This window comes from Roseibium sp. RKSG952 (assembly GCF_009711355.1).
This window is the reverse complement of record NZ_SMMF01000942.1, coordinates 1-22237: the sequence shown is the minus strand read 5'-3', so window position 1 is coordinate 22237 and position 22237 is coordinate 1. Positions and strand designations below refer to the sequence as shown.

Below are 22237 nucleotides of genomic sequence, written 5' to 3'. Positions count from 1 at the left end.
CACCGCGTAGTTAAAATTGTTTGGATGAGCCCATGCTTGTGCGTCGCGTTTCTTTCGCCGGTCTCGTTACTGTTAGTTTCCTGCTGATGGCGGCATTGATGGCAATCACCTTGTCGCCCGGAGGCTTCGGGCTTTTGGATATCATCATTTTCGTCAGTTTTCTCGTTACCTTGCCCTGGACAATCATTGGCTTCTGGAACGCAACGATCGGACTGCTGATCATGCGCTTTTCAAGGGATCCGGCAAACTATGTCTGCCCGATAAACCACGGCGATGACACAGCAGGGACCACAAGCCGAACAGCCATTTTGTCCTGCATCAGAAACGAAGAGGTCAACCGGCTGGAAAAAAACCTCTCCGTCATGCTCGAGGACCTCACAACGAGCGCACAGGCCAACAACTTTACGCTCTACGTTCTCAGTGACAGCTCCGATAACGTCATCGCCGCTTCAGAGCGCCGCATGGCGGACAGGCTGCGCAAGATATGGGGGAACCAAATCCCGGTCATCTACCGGCGCCGGGAAAACAATCCCGGTTTCAAGGCCGGCAACATTCGAGACTTTTGCGAACGGTGGGGCGGCGAGCATGATTTTGCACTCGTCCTTGATGCTGACAGTTTCATGACGGCAGACGCCATTCTCACTTTGGTGCGCCGTATGGAAGCAAACCCAAAGCTGGGAATTCTGCAAAGCCTTGCAGTCGGGCTTCCGTCGGCAAGTGCCTTCGCACGTGTTTTTCAGTTCGGCATGCGTCTCGGAATGCGCTCTTACACAATCGGAAGCGCATGGTGGCAAGGCGAGTGCGGACCCTACTGGGGCCACAACGCCGTCTTGCGCCTTGAACCGTTCAAGCAGCACTGCGTGCTGCCCGACTTGCCGGGCAAAGGGCCGCTGGCCGGCCCGATCCTGTCACATGATCAGGTAGAAGCCGTGCTGATGCGCCGCGCGGGCTATGAAGTCAGGGTTCTGCCCCAGGAAGGCGGCAGCTATGAAGAAAACCCGCCGCACCTGCTCGAATTCATCCGGCGCGACCTTCGCTGGTGCCAGGGCAATCTGCAATACCGCCGCCTGCTGACCATGAAGGGTTTGAAGCCCATCAGCCGTATCCAGCTGGCATTGGCGATGTTGATGTTCCTGTCATCGCCTGCCTGGCTCAGTTTCATGATATCGGCAGCTATCCTCGGTTTAACCGCAACCGACTTCGCCCCCTTCCGGCCCGACACCGGATTGCTGATCTTCGTTGCCATCATGACGATGGTCTTTGCGCCCAAGATCGCAACGGTGTTGGACATCCTCGTGCGCCCCTCACTTCGACGCCAGTTCGGCGGAGGCATTCGCGTGGTCATCAGCACGGTTTGTGAAGTCGTTTATGCCGCAATGATGGCCCCGATGATGGCTGTTGCCCATACTCTGTTCATGGCAGGTTTGGCCTTCGGCAAGACCATCGGCTGGGGCGCGCAGGCGCGTGGCGTTGCACGCTTGCCGGTTGGACTGGCAATGCGCAAGCTCTGGCCTCAGACACTGTTTGGTGTAATGGGAACAGCGTGGGTCATGACACAACCACTTTCGTTGGTTTGGCCGGTGCTGCCGATCACAGTTGGACCGCTTCTGGCCGTGCCATTCGCTATTCTCCTGTCCACGCGCTTCGCAGGCCTTCTTGGCACGAAGTCGACCTTGTGGCGGATACCGGAAGAATCCGACCCGCCCGAGCCCTTGTTTATGCTGGATCTGCCTGCTTTCGCAGATGCTGGAAACAGTCGGCCCGAACCGGTTGTTGCGGCTACCGCATCAGCAGCCGAAGCACCTACTTGAGCCGTGCCTCATATACATCCCTTGGGCCTCAGGCAGATTTATCTGCCTGAGACTTGCATGAGCAGGTGGTTCCGAAAACATCGTTCCCAAGAAAACTGCACCCAATCCATACGAAGCTACGCGGCATTCGACGAGGTCAGGGGTTTTGTCAAAAGCTGGTAAATTGTTTCTGAATCGGCTCCGTTTCGAAGACCTGATGTAACAGACGGGTCACGGAGCTGACGAGCAATTCGGGCGAGAGCCTTGAGGTGATCTGCTCCAGCCCCCTCCGGGGCCAGAAGCAGGAAAACCAGATCAACCGGTTCATCGTCAAGGGAATCGAAGTCTACCGGATGTTCGAGCTTTGCGAACAGGCCGACGAGGCGGTCGAGGCGGGTCAATTTTCCATGGGGGATCGCAACCCCGTGCCCAACTCCTGTCGATCCGAGGCGTTCACGTTGCAACAACGTGTCGAATATTTCCCGTTCGGACAGGCCTGTCACTTCTGCGGCCTTCGCTGCGAGTTCCTGGATTGCCTGCTTCTTGCTCTTGACCTTCAGGTTGGCAAATACTGCGTCGCCTTTGATAAGATCGCCTAGATCCATTTTCTTGCCTACAAACACCTAGTTGGTCAGCCTGATAATCAGGCCGACCATTTTTATTTTGTTAATTGACAGCACTACCTGCCGCCAATGTCGGGTCAATCCAACCGATATTTCCGTCAGGCCGCCGATAGACGACATTGACGCTGCCGTTTGCCGCATTCTTGAACATGACGACCGGAGCCTCGGTCAAGTCCAATTCCATCACGGCCATCCCAACGGTCAAGGTCCTCACCTTGGCAGATGTTTCCGCAATAACCAACGGGTTGAAGTCCTCAGGCAATTCCTCGTCGTCTTCCGTCGACGCAAGAACATATGATGCGGCGTCATAAACATCCTTGCCTGCACCATTGTGGGCGTGGTGGTCCTTCAGTTTGCGCTTGTAACGCCGGAGCCGCTTGTCAATCTTTTCTGCGGCCAGATCAAAGCTGGCCCGCGGGTCATGGTCTTGCGCAGAAACCTGCAATACGACGCCCGTATCGAGGTGCAACATACACTCGGATTTGAAACCCGTGCCTTCCCGACTTAACGTCACGTGGCCGTTAAAGCCACCCGTAAAGTACTTGGACAGAGCGTCTTCAATCCGGTCGGTGACGTGGATCCGAAGCGCGTCACCGACGTCCACGTTCTTTCCCGAAACTCGCAATGCCATGGGGACCTCTTCTTGTTGTGTAGACTACAGTCCGCCGGCGTTGGTTAGCCGACACACAGAATATAGGTATATTCTGGGCTCACAGAATGGACCACTCTGCGCTTTCGCGCCATCCCCTTCATCCAAGTGGCCTTGCGGGCGGTCGTATACGGCCAGGTTACGTTTAAGTCAATTGGCCGAAGGGGATTTAAATCGATTTAGCCGAAGAGTTCCAAAGTCCACCTGAGCAGCTAAAATCTACAACCGCGTCTTCTTTTCCCTCCGCCGCTGGACAGAGGACCCGATTTTCATGGCTTCGCGATATTTTGCAACGGTCCGGCGGGCGATATCAATACCGTCCTGCTTCAAGACCTTTACGATTGTGTCATCCGACAACACAGCCTTTGGATCTTCAGCGTCGATCATTTGCTTGATGCGATAGCGCACAGACTCGGCTGAGTGGGCATCTTCGCCTTCGGTCGCCGAGATTGCGGAAGAGAAAAAATACTTCAGCTCAAAGACCCCTCTTGGGGTCGCCATGTACTTGTTCGATGTCACCCGGCTTATGGTGGATTCATGCATACCAACCGCTTCGGCAATCGTTTTCAAGTTCATTGGCCGCAGGTATTCGATGCCATATGTCAAAAACGCATCCTGCTGACGCACGATTTCCGCCGAGACTTTCAGGATGGTCTTGGCACGCTGATCAAGGCTCTTGACCAGCCAGTTTGCCGTCTGCAGACAATCGGTCAGATACTCCTTTTCGGTCTCGTTCTTCGCGTTCTTCGAGATCGTCGCGTAATAGGTCTGATTAACGAGAACCTTCGGAAGGGTTTCGGAGTTGAGCTCGACAGACCAGGTCCCGTCATTGGCCTTGCGCACGAACACATCGGCGACAAGCGGCTGAAGATGGGCTGCCCCGTAAATGCTACCCGGTTTGGGATCGAGTGCCCGCACTTCGCCAATCATCTCGCGGAGATCTTCATCATCCACCCGGCAAATCCGGCGCAGAGTTGTCAGGTCGCGCTTTGCCAGGAGCTCGAGGTTGTCGAGAAGTGCCTTCATCGCAGGGTCGAAGCGGTTCTTTTCAATCAACTGCAACTTCAGACACTCCGACAGGTTTCTTGCGAAGACTCCAGCCGGCTCAAATGTTTGCAAGACCGCCAAAACCGTTTCAATTCTCTCAAGGCTGACGCCTAGCGTTTCAGACGCCTCGGCAAGATCGCCATGCAGGTAACCGTTTTCATCAAGAGAGTTGATCAGATGCCCTGCAATCAACCGGTCCACGGGATCCTTGAGCGAGAGGTTCATCTGATCCTCAAGCGTTTGCAGAAGTGTTTCCTCTTCGCTCACAAACGCCTCAAGGTTGTAGTCTTCACTCGCCGTCCCGCTGGAGAGATTCTTGTAGCTGTCGCCGCCCTTCAGGGCCGCAGGGTCCGGTGACGCCGGAACACCGGGTTCGTCGGGAAACACATTGCCAAGATCCGTGTCAAGACGGGCAGCAATTGCCTCGGAGCCGGTTTCGAGCTGGCTTTCCATCCAGTCGCCGGCATTGGGCTCCTCCCTGCTGGATTGCGTCTCTTCTGGCGCTTCGTAGCCATCCGTCTGGTTTGCAGGCGTGTTGTCTCCGTTTGCCGGGACCTCGGTCGACTCAAGAAGCGGATTGCGCTCAAGTTCGGTTTCGACATAGGCAAGCAGATCGAGATTCGACAGTTGCAGGAGCTTGATTGCCTGCATCAGTTGTGGCGTCATCACCAGGGATTGGCTTTGACGCATTTCAAGCTTTGTCGACAGTGCCATCGAAACCCGATGAACCCTTCTTTGACTAGGTTTGGTCCGCTTCTTGCTTATACTACACGCGGCCACCTTCCATCAAAGCGTAAATTGTTCACCCAGGTAAAGGCGGCGCACGTCCGGGTTTGTGACGATGTCAGCCGGCAGGCCTTCGGTCAGAACTTCCCCTGATGCAATGATATACGCACGGTCAATCAGTCCAAGGGTCTCGCGGACATTGTGGTCGGTTATCAGCACACCGATGCCGCGCTGCGTCAGATGACGCACAAGCTGCTGAATGTCGCCAACAGCAATCGGATCAATGCCGGCAAAAGGTTCATCGAGCAACATGAATGACGGGCGGCTTGCCAGGGCCCGTGCGATTTCAACACGCCTGCGCTCGCCGCCGGAGAGTGCGATCGCAGGTGACTTGCGCAAATGGGTCAGCCCGAATTCGGCAAGCAACTCGTCAAGTTCAGCTGCCCGCTTTTTCCGCTTCGGTTCAATAACCTCAAGAACCGCCCGAATATTCTCTTCGACAGTCAGGCCACGAAAAATCGATGCTTCCTGAGGAAGATAACCGATGCCCAACCTCGCGCGGCGATACATCGGCAACCTGGTCATATCGAAACCGTCAAGCAGGATCTTGCCCTGATCCGGCCTGATCAAACCGGTGATCATGTAAAATGTCGTGGTCTTGCCCGCACCATTTGGTCCAAGAAGACCGACCGATTCTCCAGGACGGACTTCCAGGCTGACATGTTTCACCACCTGACGCCGGGCATACGTCTTGCCGATCCCCTGAACAACAAGCGCTCCGGCAGCCGGATCGCTGTCCTGAGAGCTTTCAACGGGGGACGGCTTTGTGCCGTTTTGTCCAAATGGAATAAACTTCACGATGTGACCAATTCCGGTTTGCGTTCGGGACGGACATAAGCCGTCCCCAAGCGCCTGTCGAGTTGCCTATTGTAACAAAGTGTTATTGATTTTGAACGCTACCGGGCTGGATGAGCACCTTGACGCGCCCGGAAGACGGCGCCTGCAGGTCAGCCTTGCCGGTTTTCAGGTTGACTGTCAGCTTATTGCCAACCACCACATTCGGGCCCTGGCTCAGCACAACTTCCTTGCCGGTCATGACCATGATCTGCTTGTTCATGTCAAAGCTTGCGTCATCCCCGGTTGCCGTCTGATCCTTTGCAGAGATCCTGACCTTGCCAAATGCCTCCAGTTTGGAGATTCGTTGCTGAACCGCCCCGTCGGCCTTGCCATCGTAAAAGACCTTTAAGCGCTGCGTTTGCAGCCGGGCATCGCCCTGGGTCACCACGACATCCCCTTCGAAGGTAGCCGTACTGCTCTTGTCCTGGACCTGTAGTTCCTTTGCCTCGATCGAAATCGGCTCCTTGTCGTTGGAGCCGAATCCGGCAAATGCGTCGGAGAAGGTTTGCGCTTGGGCGCTTGTTGCAACTGAAAGCAATATAGCTGCCCCAATGAGCCCCCGGATCGCTGATGTCATCATGGTTCGGTTCCCTCGTTCGCGGGCTTCAATTTCAACTTTACACCATCATAGAAACGAGCGGTGCCGTTATCCTGATCATACGACAACCGTCCCGCCTGAATACTACCGCGATCCGAGCGTATAATGACCGGGTCATCTGTCTTAAGCGCGCCGTTCTTCAGATTGATCGACGCTTCCTGTAAGTCAACCGTATACCCTTCACTCCATTCAAGTTGTATGCCGTCATAGAGGCGCAGGGTCTCCGCCGCATTGTTATATGTTCCATACAGAGAGGTCACATGCGCGGTTTGGCCCTGCCCGAGGACAATATCTCCACGTATGGTTTCCAGATCTATAACGCCCGGATCGCTAAGCCTCTGGATCGCACGAACCGCGGAAATCTTATAGGAACGATCACCATCATGCCCGGACAATTCAGGCCGGTTCATCACCAGGCCCTCGCTGGTCAACGTAACGCTGGCGCCACCTAGTCCCGCAAGTATGTTGAAAAGAACCACCAAGGCGATCATGCCGGCCAAAACCAACAGCCCAAGCCCCGGCAGGAGATACCGCAGAATCCGCACCAGAATGCTGTGCCGCCGCGCAGACTTCTGCGCACGGGTTTCAGCAGCCTTCGAATATCGTGCTGCGCCATGATTTTGCGATATGGCCAAGACCGTAATCCGCCCTTTTCCAGCAAGCTACGAATGGGCAAAGATATCCGTTTCGTCCCAGCCCTTCAGATCCAGTTCCGCCCGTGTCGGCAGGAACTCAAAACACGCCTGAGCGATCACGAGGCGCTCTTCACGGTTCAGCATTGCCGTGAGCTTTTCCCGCAAATCATGAAGGTGCAGGACATCCGATGCAGCATAGGCAAGCTGGGCATCACTCAGCGTTTCGGCAGCCCAATCGGAGCTTTGCTGCTGCTTCGACAAATCAACTCCCAGCAATTCGCGGCAGAGATCTTTCAGACCGTGGCGGTCCGTGTAAGTCCGCACAAGCTTCGAAGCGATCTTGGTACACCATACCGGTGTGATATGGATGCCCAGATAGTGCCGGATGACTGCAACGTCAAATCGGGCAAAATGAAAGATTTTCGGTTTTGCTGGATCGCTCAGAAGACTCGCGAGATTGGGAGCATCGGTTTGCCCCCGGGCAATCTGAACCACGTCCGCAGAGCCGTCGCCTGGAGACAACTGGACAACACACAGCCGGTCACGATGAGGATTCAGCCCGAGTGTTTCAGAATCGACCGCCACCGCCTCCGCCGTTGCGTATTTGGAAAGATCCGGAAGGTCATGCTTGTGATAGCGGATCGTCATGGGACGTCATGGCTCCTGGCGGCGTCTTGGGGCAGTTGGTGCTGCGAATTGCGTCTGTAAAGTGACGTTTAAGTCACTCGAACAATCCCCGTCAGGTAATTCATACCGAAGCGAATGACAAGTTTATCCGCGCGCAAGAGATGCGGAATTCAGACCCGCCCTCTCTCATTGGCGACAACTTCAAACCGACAACCCCTTGAAATGTGTTCTGCGGCTGAACCCCGGTCAATTGTGTTTCGCCCGGAATTGCTCATGGCAGGACTTGCAGCTGGCCGCCAGTTTCCCGAATCGCGGTCTCGCAATGTCCGGCCCCTGTTCAGCCTCGATTTCCAAGCTGGAAGCCTGTTTCTGGAGATCCTTTGCATATTCTTCAAACGTTGCCCAATCGGTCCAGATCTCCGGCCTTGCTTCCGTTGGCGGCTCCAAACTGCCTTCCGGGAACAACGCTGTCATGTTCTGCCCCGCGTGTGCCTGAATAATGCGGGCTGATTCTTCGACCGAAACAGCATCATAGCCAGTCGGGTTTTTGAGCATCTGACCGACCTGCCTTGTCGCGGCTGCAATGGCCTCCATTCCCTGCATGCGTTCTTTGACAAGACCGGTGGCGCCGGTATGTGCATAGGCTTGCAAGCCGAGTGCCACGAAGACCCCTCCCCCCAAGATCGTTCCGAGCTTTGATACTCTCATCGATTACCTACTTCCCTAGTCTTCATGATCCGGCATCTTCCGCAAGAAACCCGCCGGTAGACAGGCGGCGGGTTGACTTATCCAATCGCAGATGAATGGGGCACGGTCATGATCCGGACAAGGCCTTGGCGTCAACTCCGCACCCTAACCAGCAAGACCCTCGATGATCGAGCAGTCCGGCCGGTTGTCACCCTGGCAGTGAGACGCGAGGGACGAGAGTGTTTTCCGCAATACCTGCAGTTCAGCTATCTTGCGATCAACCTCTGCCAGCTTTGCAAGAGCCAGCGCCTTGACATCGGCGCTAGCCCTGTTGTTGTCGTCGTAAAGCGAAACCAGAAGGCGGCATTCCTCAATGCTGAACCCCAGTCCTCTGGCACGTTGTATGAACCTCAGATGATGAACATCGGATTCCGAATAATCCCTGTACCCGTTTTTTGCCCGGTTTGGACGCACGAGGCCGATTTCCTCGTAATACCGGATCGTTTTTGCAGGCAGTCCGGACTCTTGGGATGCAGTACCGATGTTCATCATCTCTCCCTCTAGAGTTTGATCCGGCGCAAACGCAGAGCGTTTGAAACAACCGAAACCGACGAGAAGCTCATGGCGAGTGCTGCGAGCATGGGCGACAGCAGGACGCCGAAGATGGGGAAGAATACACCTGCAGCAATCGGCACGCCAACCGTGTTGTAGATGAAGGCAAAGAACATGTTTTGCTTGATGTTGCGAACGGTCGCCCTTGCCAGATGCCGAGCCCGCGAAATCCCGGCAAGATCCCCTTTCAGCAGGGTCAAGCCGGCGCTTTCAACGGCAACATCAGCGCCGGTTCCCATGGCAATACCGACATGAGCGGCCGCAAGAGCTGGTGCGTCATTGACGCCGTCTCCGGCCATGGCAACGCTCCGGCCCTGCGCTTGCAGGCTCTCAACAAGGTTCTTCTTGTCTTCCGGTTTCACACCTGCCTTGACATCATCGATGCCGAGTTTGGATGCAACGGCCTTTGCGGTCCGCTCCGTGTCGCCGGTCGCCATGACAATCATCATGCCTGCCCGATGCAATTCCTCGACAGCTTCTGCCGCGTTCTGCTTAATCGGATCCTCGACGCCGATCACGCCGATTGCCGTGCCGCCTGCGCTGATATAGACGGCGGTCTTGCCATCGTCCTGCAATCCTCCGGCACCTTCGTGCAGATCTTCAACGCTGACGCCTTCGCCCTTGAGGAAGTTCGCACTGCCAAGCAGCACTGTCTTGCCATCGATCAGACCACGCACGCCGTGACCGACGATTGCCTCGAAGTCTTCGGCCTTGTGAAGTTCAAGACCACGGCTTTCAGCACCACGAACAATTGCCTCGGCCAAGGGATGTTCGGAGGCCCGCTCAAGGCTGGCGCCCCAGAGAAGAACATCGTTCTCGTGATACCCTTTGGCGGCAATCACATCGCTGACTTGCGGACGGCCTTCGGTCAGGGTCCCGGTCTTGTCCACCACGATCGTGTCAACCTTGGCAAACCGCTCGAGTGATTCCGCGTCCTTGACCAGAACTCCGGCCTGAGCCCCGCGACCGGTCGCGGTCATGATGGACATTGGGGTGGCAAGTCCAAGGGCGCAGGGGCAGGCAATGATCAGGACAGAGACCGCAGACACGATCCCGTAGATCAGGGCAGGTGTCGGCCCAAATACCAACCACACAAAGAAGGTGATGACTGCAATCGCAACAACGGTTGGCACGAAATAGGACGCAACGCGGTCGGCCAGCCCTTGAATAGGAGCCCGTGACCGTTGTGCGGAAGAGACCATTTCAACGATCTTGGACAGCATCGTTTCAGAGCCGACGTGGGTCGCCTCCATGATGAAACTGCCGGTCTTGTTCAAAGTGCCGCCGGTCACCGTGTCGCCATCGGTCTTTTCCACCGGAACCGGCTCACCGGTGATCAGGCTTTCGTCGACCGAAGACGCGCCTTCCAGCACTGTGCCATCCACCGGCACCTTGTCGCCCGGGCGGACCCGCAGACGGTCGCCGCCGAGAATATTGTCAAGCGGCGCATCGTATTCGTCGCCATCCGGTGTCACGCGCCGGGCCGTTTTCGGTGCCAGATCCATCAGCGCCCGGATCGCGTCTCCAGTTTTTTCACGGGCTCTGAGCTCCAGAACCTGCCCGACAAACACAAGCGCGATGATAACCGCCGCCGCTTCGAAATAGACGGGCATGTGACCGGCATCTGTTTTCATATTGTCCGGAAACAGGAACGGCAGGAATGTCGCGATCATGGAGTAGATATATGCAGCCCCAACCCCTAGAGAGATCAACGTCCACATGTTGTAGTTTCGGGTCTTGATCGAGTCCCAACCACGCTTGAAGAATGGAGCGGCCGCCCAAAGGACGACAGGCGTTCCAAGTATCACTTCGATGTATAGAGAGAGTTGTTCGCCTATCCAGCTTCGAATCGGAAACCCGACGTAAGGGGCCATCGCCAGAATAACCAGCGGGATGCCCAGTCCGACACTGATCCACAAGCGGCGGGTGAAATCGGTCAGCTCCTCATTCGGTTCATCCGACACCCCTGACATCGGCTCCAGGGCCATTCCGCATTTCGGGCAAGTACCCGGACCTTCCTGAACGACCTCCGGGTGCATCGGGCACGTAAAAAGGTTGCCGTCTGCCGCTTTCTCGGCGTCCTTCTGCTTCTTGATAACGGCATTGCCGGAGACGTAGAAATAGGGATCGGCCTCGAACTTGTCGTGGCACTTGCTGCTGCAGAAATGATAGTCCGTTCCCTTGTGGGACAAGGTCGGCTTGCCCTTGCCCAAGGGAACGTTCATTCCGCAGACCGGATCTTTTACAGTTGTAACGTTTTCCCCCTCATGAGCATCAACCGCATCATGATGGTGGTGATGGTGACCGCCAGAGCAACCTTCATGTGAATGATGCTTGTGGGCCGGTTCCAATTCAGTGTCGTGCGCCATGTGACCTACCTCATCATGTTCAAATCTTACCGGAGATAGAGATTCCAGTAACTGGAAGGTCAAGGCTGAATCAGGTGCTCAGAGGGACACAAACCAGCATTAAAACACGGTATCACAATACGTCAGAAATGATGAACTTAAATCAAGCACGTCCAAGCCATTAAACCAATTTAACTTTGTCGACATGTTACAGCAGCTGCTCCAAGATAATAAAATCACGCAAAATAATTAAAAATTATTTTCAAAATTGTGAGGTTTTACAACCTATATTCTACCAACCAAGTCTGTTGATCTGCATGAAATACTATTTTTAGTTGAATTTTCGCAGTAGCAACACCTAACGCGCATCCAGCTCCTGCCCTTTGCGCCAATAGGTAAAAGCGTATTGCGCCCCTTTTCCAAGGCCAAAGGAACGTTTGAAGAGCTTCCGGAGGTCCTGTGCGTTCCGGTACTCACCGGCAAACCAGGCAAATGTCGGTGTCCCTTCCCTCGCCAGTTCGTCCGCGCGCCCGACGACCTGTTCTGCAAAAGCACTTTCCGGGATCGCGTGGAGCGTCAATGCGGTTTCCGGTAAATACGCCACAAGCTCATTCAGGCCGTCTGCGGCCCCGATCACATGACCGGTAACGCTTGCCGGCAGGTCTTCAAGCATGCGGTAGATTGCCGGTAGTGCGGTCTGATCTCCGATGATCATGACATGAGCATTTTGGTCGGGCGTTTCCCCGCCTGCCGGACCCATCAGCCCGATCTCCGCCCCCGGAGACACTGTTTGGGCCCAGTCAGAAACAGCCCCGCCGGGATGACTGACCACATCCACCTCGATTTCCCGCAGCCCCGGAAACACTCTGCGAATTGTGTAGTAGCGTACATGCAAAGCGTCCTCGCCCTGCGGCCAGACAGTCGTGCCATTGGCCGCAATCGATGGCCAAACCGGCGTACGTCCCGGTGTCTTGGGCAACATCAACTTGACGTGAATGCCACCGTCCCAGAGGGCCTCGAACTGATCGCCACATTTCAACCGAAGTCGGATCATGCCGTCCGAGAGGTCCGTTCGGCTGACAAACTGTACCAGTTGGAAATTCACGGGCCGTGCGTCGTTCCTGTCAAAAGCCGCTCCTTCGCCGAACCATCTCATGGTCTCTGCCGCAGAGCCATCAAGCTCGGCCAGATGCAGGACCGCAGCTTCTTTCAAGAAATGCAGACTGCTTGGGGATGTTGCAGCGACACGCAGATCCAGGTTTTGATCCTGAACGGCAACTTCGATCCGGTTGTCGCCGGTATGGATGGTGAATGCGTGATCAGCATTCTGCTCCAGAACAACCTCGTGTTCGCGCATATGGGACAGAAGCGCTTCGAACACACAATGAGCATTTTCCAGGGCGATCGAAGATGAGGCGGTGAACATTATAGCTGTCTCCATCAGAAGGGATCGCCCGGCACCATGTGCGCGCAGCAAGAATTATTGAAATGAGATCGGGATAACGACGGGAAGTCTTTCTTCTCGGATATTCCCGGGAATTTTCGGCATAGGTGCAGCTCGTTTCACCGCCCTGATGACCGCTGCGTCAGCCCGCGAATCTCCCGAGGAAACCACGATCCTGACGTTTTGTACGCCACCCGACCGCAAGATCGTGAACCCCACTCTGGCGACATTGGGAGGTGTGCGGCGTTGGGATTTCAGTTTGCGCCGGACCTTCCCGACCACCTTGCCATAATAGTTCGATTTTGCAGCCCGCCCGCCATCATTGGAGGTTGAATCAGCTCGACCGTTGACGTTGGATTTTGCGACCTTGCTTGTGACCCGCTCACCACCCTTGGCAGAGTTTTGCTCGGCATTGCCGCGCTTCACTTTCTGGGCGACCTGCTGTTTTTCGCGTTTCGGCGCAGGTGGCTTTGCCATTGGGGCCGGGACAGTGCCAGCTTCCGTGACAGGCAATTCCGTGTCCTGTGTTTCCACTACGTCCGGAACAACTTCGCTGACCGGAGCGGGCTCGGGTGTCACTTCAGCCGCAACATCAGCTACAGACGCAGCTGCGATCTCGACGGGTTTTGAAGGCTCAGCCTCAACAATCGTCTCTCGTGATTCAACGGCTGCAGAGGTGTTTTGTGTCTTGACAATTTCGACCGGTTTTTGCGGTTCAACCACCGGCAATTCCTGAGAGGGCAAAACCGGCTGGGTGCCTGTCACTCCCTGAACCTGCGCGACCTCACTGACGGGTGCGAGGTCCGGCGTAACAGCAGAAACTTCGGTTGGAAGCGGTTCGACCGGGACCGCATCCGCCACCGGCGTTTGAACCACGGGCGACGCTTCAATCATAGCGGCAGGCGTGATCTCCTGCGGTGTCTCAACCGGTGTCACAGCCTCCGCTGCCTCGACAGGTTCAACCAGCTCCTCCGGCGTTTCGACCGCCTCCAGCGGCACACTGGTGCCCTGAACCAGATCTTCAAGCGATCCGATGACGGAGACGGCACCGCCCCTGGAGGCCCCGACCTGGACTTCATTCGGGTCGGATGCAAAATGCGCCGAGCCGATCCCGTGAGCGACAGCCGAAAGCACCGCACCTGCGGCAAGGAAGCGTCCAAACCTCATGGTGCGCCTTTCCGCGTGATCAGGACCACATTGCCCGCGCCCGCCTGTTTCAAATCCTTCAGGACGATTTCGAGCAGATCGGCCTTGAGATCGGCATCGGCTGCAACCCGGACCGGCTCGTCCGGCGTGTTTTGCTGCTTCGCGCCGAACCAGTCCGGCACGCCCACTTGCCGACCTTCAAAATAGGTCTTGCCGTCCCGGGACAGAATCAGCGCACCGGTCGAGCGGATCGCCTCGTCCTCGACGATGTCGAACGGCGGCTCCAGATCCCGGGCGTCGTCACGCTGGATCGTTCCCGCAAACAGGAAGAAGATCAGCATCAAAAAAACCACGTTGATCAACGGAATGGTGTTTTCAACCGGCTGGCGTTTGGTGTGTTTGCGCAATCCCATCGCGACGCCGCTACCTCCCGGTCACCAGTACGGTTTTCAGACCGGCACTGCGGGCAGCCGACATGACATCGACCACATCCTGCACCAGCGCCTCCGGCCCGGACCAGATCGCAAGCACTCTGTCATCCCCGGTTGCCAATTCGGAAAACCGTCCGGCAAGCTCGGCCTTGGACACGGACATGCCATTGAGATCAATGTGCTCAGACGCATGAACCCGCAAATAGGCAGGCTTGACCGGCGCACCGCCGCCTTCACCGCCTGTTGCCACAGGCATGGCCTGATAGCGCGTAAAGCTTGATGCCAGCATGAAAAACAATAAGAGCAAAAAGATCACGTCAATCAATGACGTCAGGCCGACAGCCTTTCGCCGCGGCCGCGGCTTAAACCGCATGACGCCGGTCTCCGGCCTGCATTGCCACCACGCGGGGCACCCCGCGGTCGGCAATTGCACCGGTGAAGAAGGCTGTCACAAGCGCTTCCATTTCCGCCTGTTCCGCTTCGATCCGGCCGTCAAACCAGCCAACGATCGCCGAAACCGGGATCGCCACCGCAAGCCCGACCGCGGTTGTCATCAGCGCGACCCAGATCCCGCCCGCGAGAACCGACGGATCGACGGCAGCTCCGGCCCCCTGCATGGCCTGAAAAGCCTCGATCATGCCCAGAACCGTGCCGAGCAGCCCGATCAAGGGGGCAGTTTGTGCAATCATGTCGAGCGGGCGCAAGTAGGCGCGCAGCTTGTTGATCTCCACATTGCAGACCCGTTCAATGTCTTCACGAAGAGCCTTGGTCTCGGACGCATCGATGCTTTCGGCGCGGACCAGCTTGCCCATCACGCCCGACATGACCGATCTGGAACCGTCGACCGCCGCCTGAGCGCCTGAAAGATCCCCGCGCTGCCACAGGTCGAGCGCCTTTTGCGCCTGCCCGTGTCTTCCGACACCAGCGGCGGCAAATTGCAGCCCCTTGGCAATGATCAGGGCAACCGCCACAAGGGACAGCCCCAGGAGAATTGCCACGATCGGACCGCCCTGGTCCACCAGACCGGCAATCGGATGAAGAAAAGCTGGAAATGCGGTCATGGGGCCTATGCCTTAAAAAATCAGATCGATTTCAATTGCGGACTGGAGTGTGAGGGCCTCGGCGCATTTCGGGCTCTGGGCGCCGCTGATTTCGCAGGCCCTGACATCGTTGACGAGGACACGGGAGACATTGCCGCAGCCGTCCTTGGCAACATCGTATTGGCGCACCCGCGTCTTGCCTGCCGGGAGGGCTCCGATATCGACCGCTGCATAACTGGACACCGTCTGCGACTGGTCGAACAACACCAGATCGAGCCCAAGGGCTTCCACCGGTGCACCAATGCCGTTCTGCACGACCAACGTCACCCGGCAGGCATCACCGACCGTTTCGGCCTTGTTCAGCTGAATGGACAGTCCGTCTGACTGCCCGGCCGCAACCTCCTGTGCAAGCAGCGCTGCAAGGATCGCCCCGGCGATGGACCGTTTCTTCATGCGTCAAGGCTCCTGGCTGATCGGCGGTAATCGCTTCAAGAAATTCCCGATGCGGTTTGCGATTGGCGGATTGTTGAGACTTACACTCCAAATTTCATCGCTGTTTTCACCAATTCGCTATCGGTTTTCAACCCCCGATATTTCAGAGTTCACGTTCTCTCGAATGGGAAGGGCCAAAATCTTGCCCGTCAGCAGAACCGCCAGGCCGGACAAGACAGCGGCAATCACGAACAACATGTCATAGCCGACCCGGTCCGCGATCATGCCCGAAAGGCTTGACCCGATCAGATAGACGATCAGCTGGGCGCAGGCGAGGATGGTAAAATCGGTTCCGGGCTGGTCCCTGGAGGCCACCGACATGAACAGGGAATAAAGAACCACGATTTCCATGTAGCGGATAAAGGTCTGGAAACCCGCAGCCGACATGACCGGCGCAATGCCATCGACCCAACCGAGCGCATGAAACGCGAACAGGCCGAAACACAGTGTTCTGAGCGTGCCGAGGGTCAGGAGCGCCTTTTCCGTGCCCTGCCATTTGATCAGGGCAACCGCAAGCACCGAGCCGATGATCCCGGCAGTGGCGGCGGATGCTCCGGACAGATAACCGATCCAGGAGAGCGGCAGGCCCGCATCCACCAGATACGGCCCTTCCATCGCCTTGACCAGGCCCTCGCTTGCCCGAAACACCAGCGCAACAATCAGGATCCGCACCGCTTCCGGCCGCCTGAAAAAGGCCCGCAAGGACGGCCTGGAGGGGATCTGGCGTGTTTGCAGCATCAAGCCATCTTCTTCAGCCGCTCCGGCCTCCCGCATGAGAGGGGTCACAAAGAGCGGCAAAAGGCTCAATCCGGCCACGAAGAGAAGCGTCGCGGTCCAGCCGAAGGTTTCAAACAGAACCAGCGACAGGGTTCCGCCGATCACCACACCGAAGGCAACCGCCCCTCCCTGGCAGGCATTGCCGATGCCTCGGGTCCTTTCTGTCAGCTTCTGCGTGGCATAACCGTCAGTCGCGATGTCCTGCGTTGACATGGCGACTGCCAGAACGGTGCAGATTGCAAACAGGCCCATGACGTCGGTCGGCTCGACAAACGCCATTGCGGCGATGCCGGTGGCCGTCACCAGCTGCATCGGAACAATCCAGCCGCGCCGGTGTCCGATGGGCAACAGCCGGAACCGGTCAATCAGTGGAGCCCAGAGAAATTTCAGGACCAGCGGCAACATCAAGAGCGAGAAGAAACCGATGGCGCTGCGCGACACACCATATTCCCGCAGGACCGGCGGGAGGGCCGCCGCAATCAGATAGGTCGGAATGCCTTGCGCCAGATAGAGCCCCGAGAGGGTCACGAACAACGGGATCTGCCCGCGAATTCCGTCTCCAGCCGCTTGGGGCGCGGTTGGTGCGGTAGGCTCGTTTGCGGCAGTCGCTTGGCGCTCGGTCATTTGGCAGGCCTCAACAGGAAAACGCCACGGTCTCCAAAGAAACCGTGGCGCTTGGGATCAAGGGATCAGAAACGGATGGTATGGGTCAACGCGATGGTCCGGCCCTGCCCCGCGACATCATAACCGCGCAAAGCCGTTGCCGTCGGATTGATGTAGTCTGTGTCAAACACGTTGCGGACCGACAAGGCAAACGCCCCCGCCTTGCCGAAATCCCGGGTCAGGCCGACGTTGACGAGCGTCGCACCCTTCAGCTCTTTCTCTTCGTCCGTATTGGCGTTTCGCCCGGAGAAGTGTTCAATTTCACCACGCGCAACGAAGTCATGTGGCAACTGCCATTCACCATACAGATTGGTCTTGAATGTACTTGGAACGCGGCCGTACGGAATGCGGGAGTTCAATCCTCCTGTGCCGTCACCATCATAAAGTCCATCCGTGTAGGAAAAGACGCCTCCGATTGTGAGCGTATCGATTACATCATACTCGGCAGTGACTTCGGCACCCCAGATCTGCTCTTCCTGTTGCGAGACCTGATTATCGCTTGGATCAAATACAGTGCCGTCTTCGGAAGTTGAGATGTAGCCGGTTACCATTCCGCGGAATTGCCCCCAATCTCCACGCAAGCCAATCTCGTAGTTGTTGACGATCTGTGGGTCTGGCGCGATGTCGCTGTAGTCTATCGATCTTAATCCGTATTCGATCACGGCAAATGCTTCTTTACCCGTGTTCGTACCTGCACGCCGTGTGTAGGCTCCGATATCGGTCAAGGAATAACCTTGAGAAAAATTGGCAAAGGCCTGCATATATTCGGTTAAATCGACCACGACACCAGCATTGAAAGTCGGCGAATTATAAGTGAAGAAGCCACCTGTTACATCAACAGCAGGGACGACACCCACAAAACCCTGCTCTTTATACGCTGAAGTGTAATAAGTAGGGCGTGTAAAATCATCTACGGTCAAAAAGAACTGATCGAACCTTGCGCCACCTTGAACCCGGACACGTTCGTGCAAAGGCACTTCCAATTGAGCAAATGCCGCGATCTGGTTTTGGGTCATCGGCGCGATTGCATCGACACCATCTACAAACTCTTGCCGGGTGTGATCGAAAACGTATTCCGCCCCCCAAGTAACCCCAGCACCTTCGAATATTTTATCCAGCTCCGAATTGACTGTTGTGGTGACACCGGCACGATCAGAAACCAGTTTTGTTTGGTTGAAGTCGGTGGAACCGCCGACAGTGTACACTGTATGGTTCGCAATCGGATCGTATTGTGAAAACGGAGACGTCTTTTCCATATGATTGAAGAACGTCTTGATCTCCAATGCACCCAGCGGGAAAGCCGCTTCGCTGAAGGTCGCCGTGAAATATTGAGAGTTCTCTTCTGCCGGATCGCCGTAGTAATCCGTGCCGTAGTCGGGTGAGACCGGACTTGTCGAATAATCGGTCAGATAGTCCGGATCTTGCCGAAAGTACGTCCAGTCGGCGGTCACATCGAACCGGCGTGATCCGTTTTCATAGCCAACGCCGCCGAAGAGATTGAACTGTTTTGCGTGGTCACTGCTGCCTTGGCCGAGCAAGGCATCGGATGGCATTTCATTTCCGTACCCATCATAGGCATTTTGACTGAGCTGGCCGGAAACACTGAGGAAATAGTCGAACTTGTCTTTTCGCCCCTCAATATTGAGATTGGCGCTCGGTGACAACGATTCACCCGGATTTTCCGTAAACGCGCTCAGCTCGGTCCGCAGGGATACAACCGGCTTTTCGCTCGTTCCGCGTTTGGTGATAATGTTGATCGTTCCACCGGTCGCGCCTGCGCCATAAAGGCTTGACGCACCATTCACGACTTCAATGCGCTCGATCGTGTCAATGTCGATCAATGAAAGAACACGGGAGTTGTCGCGAAGCGGCGTGTTCCTGGGAACACCGTCAACCATGATCAGGACACTTCGGCCCCGAAAAGTTTCAGCAGCCCCGGAAATGGTCTGGTTCGACGGCTGATAGCCGGGAACAAGGGACGAGATGATGTCTGCCAGATCATTCGATCCATAGCGGACTTCCTCGATCTGCTGCTCATCGATAACGATCACCGACTGCGCAACAGTTGCAATGTCGCTGGTTGTACGGTTTGCCGTGACGATGATCGTGTCCAGAAGATAGCTGCCGTCCTCGACCTGCTGCGCTGCGGCCGGTTCGGCTTCCTGCGCCTGTGCCGGCATGACCACAAATCCCGCCATCAGCGACAGCGCGAGCTTTCTCGACACCATATCGAGCCCCCAATTCCAATATATTTGAATAAGTTACGGTGGCTCGACTGCACTCTGCCTGGCTACCGCTTTGGCGCGCAAACCATCATGCATGACTTTAATATTCAAGTTTTATTACGGTTGCACCGCACACATCCGGGCGCCGTTGCAATATGGTCACAATTGCGTAGGGTCATGATTCCGTAGGGGCAGACCTGTCCCTGTTCCGGAACCCTGACAGTATTCCAGTCAGGCTTTCCTTGAAGCCAGCAACTCCTTGATCCGAGCAAGATCTTCCGTTGCAGCGCCCCCTTTTTCTGCTGACAACTCCAGCGCAAGCGCGCCCATGACCCGATACAACTCTGGAACGGGAGGCGCTACCGATTGCAGCGCTGCAAGATGCTTTTCAATCGTGCCGTGGTCACCGCGTGCGATCGGACCTGATAGAGCCTGTGCCGGCCCAAGGTCGAGTGCATTGTCCACCGTCGCGTGAAGGATCGGCCTGACAACTTCCGCAGCCAGCTTCCGGTCCAAACCGGCAGCCTCATAGCAGCGGAAACTGGCCTCGATCAAAGCAAACAGGTAGTTCGACGCAATCACCGCCGCTGCGTGATAGAGGCCCTTGCCTTCACTTGAGACGTCAAAGCAGCGTGCGCCGGCCCGCTCGAACACCGGCCTCAAGACGGCACGAGCGGCCTCATCCCCCTCGATTCCACACCACGTACCCGCGAAACGGGAGGCATCGGCTTTCGGGCTGGAAAAGGTCTGAACCGGGTGGATGCTCGCAACAGCTGCCCCACGACCGGACAGAGGTGCCAGAACCGCAGAGGAGACGGCTCCCGAGACATGAAAAACGACTGACCGGTCACCCTGAAACGGTGCGCTCTCGGCGAGGCTGGACGCAACCGCAGCCAGGGCATCGTCGCCGGTTGCGATCATCGTCAGATTGGCAGGTTCCAGATCTGCGATCTCGTCCACCACATGCCCCTGCCCCAACAGACCGGCGAGGCGTTCGGACGACGCGGACGAACGGCTCAGGATCGACCGGACCTGCACCCCGGAGCCAGCCAGTACGAGACCAAGTGCGGATCCGGCCTTCCCGGCTCCGATTATGTTAAGTGTCTGCATTCTTGATCACCCTACCCTGCAAACCTGCGCTCCGTCATGATCGCCCCATGCTCCAGCCACGGCAAGTTGGGTCCGGAAAATGCTGGCTCGCCAGTTGGGTGAGTGAAGAGATTACAGGCAATAGTGCCCTCACTCTGCCAATGAAAGGCAGCAGTGATCAATCAGCGATGTGTGACACGAATTCAAACGCTCCAAGCCGGACGTCAGCAACGAGAACGGCGACCTCGACCTGGTACGCTGGCCATGATCCCGGATCCGCTTCCGCCAACGTCCAAAACAAAAAAACCGGCCAATGGCCGGTTTCTTTATTTTCTCAGACATTTGCCTGAGGGGAATTGGTGCCCAGGAGAGGACTCGAACCTCCACGCCCGTAAGGGCACTAGCACCTGAAGCTAGCGCGTCTACCAGTTCCGCCACCTGGGCTGTGAGAGGGGCTTCTAAGGGGCAGTCACAGACTTGTCAATCACCTAATGGCAGAGTTTTCCATTCTTCAACAGGCAGCCCTTCACAGGCCGACATCAACCGGCTAAGAGACGAGCTGACGACGGCGGGAGAGCCGCGACTTTTTTGACGCGACAGAGGGCACAGATATGGCCAGGGGATATAACGGTAAACTTGTCACCGTGTTTGGCGGATCCGGATTCGTTGGCCGCTATGTGGTCCAGGCCCTTGCCCAGCGGGGATACCGCGTGCGTGCGGCAGTGCGGCGGCCAGACCTTGCCGAGCATCTCCAGCCTTTGGGATTGCCCGGCCAGATCATGCCGGTTCAGGCAAATCTGCGCTATCGCTGGTCTGTGGAGCGCGCCGTTCTGGGGGCTGATGCCGTTGTGAACTGCGTCGGCATCCTGGCTCCGAGCGGCAAACAATCCTTCGATGCCATCCAGTCTTTCGGACCAAGGGCAATCGCAGAAGCCACCCGCGCAGCGGGCCTCTCCTCCGTGGTGCATGTCTCGGCCATCGGCGCCGATGCCAACTCGAAATCCGCCTATGCCCGGTCCAAGGCAGAAGGCGAAGCCGGCATTCTCGAAACGCTACCCGGCAGCGTTATCCACCGGCCTTCCATCGTCTTCGGCCCGGAAGACGACTTTTTCAACAAGTTTGCCAGCATGGCGCGGCTGGCCCCTGCCCTGCCGCTCATCGGTGGCGGACAAACCAAATTCCAGCCGGTCTATGTCGTCGATGTTGCGGAAGCCATTGCCAAGTCGGTTGATGGCGAGCTGAAATCCGGTGCCACCTACGAACTTGGCGGACCGGAAATCAAGACATTCAAGGACTGCCTTGAACTGATGATGGAGATCACCCAACGCCGCCGTCTGCTGGCGCCTTTGCCGTTCCCGGTCGCAAGCGTCATGGGACGGATCTTGCAGATGGTGCCGGGCGCACCGCTGACCGCGGATCAGGTCGCGCTTTTGAGGTCCGACAATATCGTTTCCGAAACAGCGAAAGCCGACAACCGGACGCTTGAAGGCATGGGGCTTGAGCCGACAACGCTTGCCGCCATCCTGCCAAGCTATCTGGAGCGCTACCGGACACACGGACAGTACGACGCGCATCCGGTCCCGTGACGCATTATACCAACAGCCCGAATGATTAACCCTCTTGACCCGGTTTTCAGCCGGTTCGGCCAAGCAAGTTTCGAAGGACGATGCGGGGCATCGTTCGAGAAGCTG

The 22237-nt window shown here is 56.7% G+C and carries 21 protein-coding genes and 1 tRNA gene; 2 read left to right on the top strand and 20 right to left on the bottom strand.

Going from position 1 to position 22237, the window contains the following annotated elements; genetic code table 11:
* The first annotated feature begins 32 nt into the window (after window positions 1-32).
* Window positions 33-1811, top strand: coding sequence for a glucans biosynthesis glucosyltransferase MdoH (gene mdoH / locus E1297_RS28800; protein WP_155144328.1), 1779 nt, complete (start codon window positions 33-35; stop codon window positions 1809-1811).
* Window positions 1812-1927: 116 nt separating this feature from the next.
* On the opposite strand, the gene ptsN is transcribed toward mdoH, so the two are convergent.
* From ptsN to E1297_RS28700, 20 genes are all read right to left on the bottom strand, one after another.
* Window positions 1928-2395: a PTS IIA-like nitrogen regulatory protein PtsN gene (gene ptsN, locus E1297_RS28795; RefSeq protein WP_155144326.1), complete on the bottom strand. Its 468-nt coding sequence runs from the start codon at window positions 2393-2395 to the stop codon at window positions 1928-1930.
* 61 nt (window positions 2396-2456) lie between these two features.
* Window positions 2457-3044 (bottom strand): ribosome-associated translation inhibitor RaiA, encoded by a 588-nt coding sequence (raiA, locus tag E1297_RS28790; protein WP_155144324.1) that lies wholly within the window; start codon window positions 3042-3044, stop codon window positions 2457-2459.
* Between the two features lie 237 nt (window positions 3045-3281).
* A complete protein-coding gene (gene rpoN, locus E1297_RS28785; protein WP_155144322.1) occupies window positions 3282-4823 on the bottom strand; it encodes an RNA polymerase factor sigma-54 in 1542 nt (513 codons plus the stop codon).
* Window positions 4824-4895: 72 nt separating this feature from the next.
* Window positions 4896-5684 (bottom strand): LPS export ABC transporter ATP-binding protein, encoded by a 789-nt coding sequence (gene lptB, locus E1297_RS28780; protein ID WP_368669724.1) that lies wholly within the window; start codon window positions 5682-5684, stop codon window positions 4896-4898.
* Between the two features lie 91 nt (window positions 5685-5775).
* Window positions 5776-6312 (bottom strand): lipopolysaccharide transport periplasmic protein LptA, encoded by a 537-nt coding sequence (lptA, locus tag E1297_RS28775; protein WP_209016050.1) that lies wholly within the window; start codon window positions 6310-6312, stop codon window positions 5776-5778.
* Window positions 6309-6965 carry an LPS export ABC transporter periplasmic protein LptC gene (gene lptC / locus E1297_RS28770; RefSeq protein WP_209016049.1) on the bottom strand — a complete coding sequence of 219 codons (657 nt, stop codon included), beginning with the start codon at window positions 6963-6965 and terminating at the stop codon, window positions 6309-6311. Before lptC ends, lptA begins: the two co-directional genes overlap by 4 nt.
* Before the next feature lie 27 nt (window positions 6966-6992).
* Window positions 6993-7613 (bottom strand): ribonuclease D, encoded by a 621-nt coding sequence (locus E1297_RS28765; protein ID WP_155144320.1) that lies wholly within the window; start codon window positions 7611-7613, stop codon window positions 6993-6995.
* 225 nt (window positions 7614-7838) lie between these two features.
* Window positions 7839-8255: a cytochrome c gene (locus E1297_RS28760; protein ID WP_196223430.1), complete on the bottom strand. Its 417-nt coding sequence runs from the start codon at window positions 8253-8255 to the stop codon at window positions 7839-7841.
* A 189-nt stretch (window positions 8256-8444) separates the two neighbouring features.
* Window positions 8445-8828, bottom strand: a complete 384-nt coding sequence (gene cueR / locus E1297_RS28755) for a Cu(I)-responsive transcriptional regulator (RefSeq protein WP_155144424.1) — start codon at window positions 8826-8828, stop codon at window positions 8445-8447.
* Window positions 8829-8839: 11 nt separating this feature from the next.
* Window positions 8840-11260 carry a heavy metal translocating P-type ATPase gene (locus E1297_RS28750; protein ID WP_155144317.1) on the bottom strand — a complete coding sequence of 807 codons (2421 nt, stop codon included), beginning with the start codon at window positions 11258-11260 and terminating at the stop codon, window positions 8840-8842.
* Between the two features lie 337 nt (window positions 11261-11597).
* Window positions 11598-12665 (bottom strand): siderophore-interacting protein, encoded by a 1068-nt coding sequence (locus E1297_RS28745; RefSeq protein WP_196223429.1) that lies wholly within the window; start codon window positions 12663-12665, stop codon window positions 11598-11600.
* Between the two features lie 54 nt (window positions 12666-12719).
* Window positions 12720-13850: a TonB family protein gene (locus E1297_RS28740; RefSeq protein ID WP_155144314.1), complete on the bottom strand. Its 1131-nt coding sequence runs from the start codon at window positions 13848-13850 to the stop codon at window positions 12720-12722.
* The gene (locus E1297_RS28735; protein WP_155144312.1) at window positions 13847-14242 is read right to left on the bottom strand and encodes a biopolymer transporter ExbD; all 396 of its coding nucleotides are present in this window, start codon (window positions 14240-14242) and stop codon (window positions 13847-13849) included. Before E1297_RS28735 ends, E1297_RS28740 begins: the two co-directional genes overlap by 4 nt.
* Before the next feature lie 10 nt (window positions 14243-14252).
* The gene (locus E1297_RS28730; RefSeq protein WP_196223428.1) at window positions 14253-14633 is read right to left on the bottom strand and encodes a biopolymer transporter ExbD; all 381 of its coding nucleotides are present in this window, start codon (window positions 14631-14633) and stop codon (window positions 14253-14255) included.
* Window positions 14623-15321, bottom strand: coding sequence for a MotA/TolQ/ExbB proton channel family protein (locus E1297_RS28725; RefSeq protein ID WP_155144310.1), 699 nt, complete (start codon window positions 15319-15321; stop codon window positions 14623-14625). The genes E1297_RS28730 and E1297_RS28725 overlap by 11 nt, the downstream gene beginning before the upstream one ends.
* Window positions 15322-15333: 12 nt before the next feature.
* Complete coding sequence (locus E1297_RS28720; protein ID WP_155144308.1) at window positions 15334-15753, bottom strand: hypothetical protein; 420 nt, start codon at window positions 15751-15753, stop codon at window positions 15334-15336.
* Between the two features lie 117 nt (window positions 15754-15870).
* Window positions 15871-17193, bottom strand: a complete 1323-nt coding sequence (locus E1297_RS28715) for an MFS transporter (protein ID WP_155144307.1) — start codon at window positions 17191-17193, stop codon at window positions 15871-15873.
* A gap of 65 nt (window positions 17194-17258) precedes the next feature.
* Window positions 17259-19460 (bottom strand): TonB-dependent receptor, encoded by a 2202-nt coding sequence (locus E1297_RS28710; RefSeq protein ID WP_155144305.1) that lies wholly within the window; start codon window positions 19458-19460, stop codon window positions 17259-17261.
* Between the two features lie 228 nt (window positions 19461-19688).
* Entirely contained in the window at window positions 19689-20567 is an 879-nt protein-coding gene (locus E1297_RS28705; protein ID WP_155144304.1) for a Rossmann-like and DUF2520 domain-containing protein, read from the bottom strand.
* Window positions 20568-20903: 336 nt separating this feature from the next.
* A tRNA-Leu gene (locus tag E1297_RS28700) sits at window positions 20904-20990 on the bottom strand.
* Window positions 20991-21157: 167 nt separating this feature from the next.
* On the opposite strand from E1297_RS28700, the gene E1297_RS28695 reads away from it, so the two are divergent.
* Window positions 21158-22132 (top strand): complex I NDUFA9 subunit family protein, encoded by a 975-nt coding sequence (locus E1297_RS28695; protein ID WP_155144302.1) that lies wholly within the window; start codon window positions 21158-21160, stop codon window positions 22130-22132.
* Window positions 22133-22237 lie beyond the last annotated feature (105 nt).

Bases quoted from the DNA above. Each gene is read 5' to 3' on its own strand.
- mdoH (WP_155144328.1), top strand. From the start codon at position 33: ATGCTTGTGCGTCGCGTTTCTTTCGCCGGTCTCGTTACTGTTAGTTTC.
- ptsN (WP_155144326.1), bottom strand. From the start codon at position 2,395: ATGGATCTAGGCGATCTTATCAAAGGCGACGCAGTATTTGCCAACCTG.
- raiA (WP_155144324.1), bottom strand. From the start codon at position 3,044: ATGGCATTGCGAGTTTCGGGAAAGAACGTGGACGTCGGTGACGCGCTT.
- rpoN (WP_155144322.1), bottom strand. From the start codon at position 4,823: ATGGCACTGTCGACAAAGCTTGAAATGCGTCAAAGCCAATCCCTGGTG.
- lptA (WP_209016050.1), bottom strand. From the start codon at position 6,312: ATGATGACATCAGCGATCCGGGGGCTCATTGGGGCAGCTATATTGCTT.
- E1297_RS28765 (WP_155144320.1), bottom strand. From the start codon at position 7,613: ATGACGATCCGCTATCACAAGCATGACCTTCCGGATCTTTCCAAATAC.
- cueR (WP_155144424.1), bottom strand. From the start codon at position 8,828: ATGAACATCGGTACTGCATCCCAAGAGTCCGGACTGCCTGCAAAAACG.
- E1297_RS28750 (WP_155144317.1), bottom strand. From the start codon at position 11,260: ATGGCGCACGACACTGAATTGGAACCGGCCCACAAGCATCATTCACAT.
- E1297_RS28745 (WP_196223429.1), bottom strand. From the start codon at position 12,665: ATGTTCACCGCCTCATCTTCGATCGCCCTGGAAAATGCTCATTGTGTG.
- E1297_RS28740 (WP_155144314.1), bottom strand. From the start codon at position 13,850: ATGAGGTTTGGACGCTTCCTTGCCGCAGGTGCGGTGCTTTCGGCTGTC.
- E1297_RS28735 (WP_155144312.1), bottom strand. From the start codon at position 14,242: ATGGGATTGCGCAAACACACCAAACGCCAGCCGGTTGAAAACACCATT.
- E1297_RS28730 (WP_196223428.1), bottom strand. From the start codon at position 14,633: ATGCGGTTTAAGCCGCGGCCGCGGCGAAAGGCTGTCGGCCTGACGTCA.
- E1297_RS28725 (WP_155144310.1), bottom strand. From the start codon at position 15,321: ATGACCGCATTTCCAGCTTTTCTTCATCCGATTGCCGGTCTGGTGGAC.
- E1297_RS28720 (WP_155144308.1), bottom strand. From the start codon at position 15,753: ATGAAGAAACGGTCCATCGCCGGGGCGATCCTTGCAGCGCTGCTTGCA.
- E1297_RS28715 (WP_155144307.1), bottom strand. From the start codon at position 17,193: ATGACCGAGCGCCAAGCGACTGCCGCAAACGAGCCTACCGCACCAACC.
- E1297_RS28710 (WP_155144305.1), bottom strand. From the start codon at position 19,460: ATGGTGTCGAGAAAGCTCGCGCTGTCGCTGATGGCGGGATTTGTGGTC.
- E1297_RS28705 (WP_155144304.1), bottom strand. From the start codon at position 20,567: ATGCAGACACTTAACATAATCGGAGCCGGGAAGGCCGGATCCGCACTT.
- E1297_RS28695 (WP_155144302.1), top strand. From the start codon at position 21,158: ATGGCCAGGGGATATAACGGTAAACTTGTCACCGTGTTTGGCGGATCC.